Source organism: Massilia sp. P2_C2 (assembly GCF_056404615.1).
Window position 1 is genome coordinate 1 of sequence record NZ_JBFUDR010000679.1, and the last position, 566, is coordinate 566.

Genomic DNA, 566 nt, shown 5'->3' on the forward strand with positions numbered 1-566 from the left:
GAATCGACCTATGTCGACCGCTACGCGATCAAGAGCACCGCCACGGCCGCCTGGATCGACTATGCCGGCGAATTCGGCTACAACCGCGTGAAGTCCAACCTCACGCTGGACTGGAACCAGGGCAACTGGAGCGCCACCTTCGCGTCGCGCTACTACAGCGGCGTGAAGACCCATTGCTGGCGCAGCACGATCGAGTGCAGCGACCCGGGCGCAAAGGCGAGCTGGGGGACCGACTACAACCGCCAGGGCATGATGGTCTACAGCGACCTGGCGCTCGGCTATGCCCTGCCATGGAAGGCCAGGCTGCTCTTCGGCGCGAACAACGTGTTCGACCGCAAGCCGGTCATCACCTACGACGCGTCGGACGCCCTGGGCGGCAATTCATCTTCGTCCGCAGTCGATCCAGAACGGCCGCTGGACCGGTTTGTCTACGTGCGTTACAACCAGTCGTTCTGATACGCGATCCGGGGCAGGCCCGGCCTGCCCCGGCATTTCCTGAATGCCCGCTTGGCGTTGCCAGCGGGCATTTTTACTTATCGTCAGAAGTTTTGCCTGTTGTACAAATG

General features: G+C 62.0%; 1 pseudogene. It reads left to right on the forward strand.

Annotated elements, in window-relative coordinates:
* Window positions 1–456 (forward strand): annotated as a pseudogene (locus tag AC1DYX_RS31825) (TonB-dependent receptor); the annotation flags it as partial.
* Window positions 457–566 lie beyond the last annotated feature (110 nt).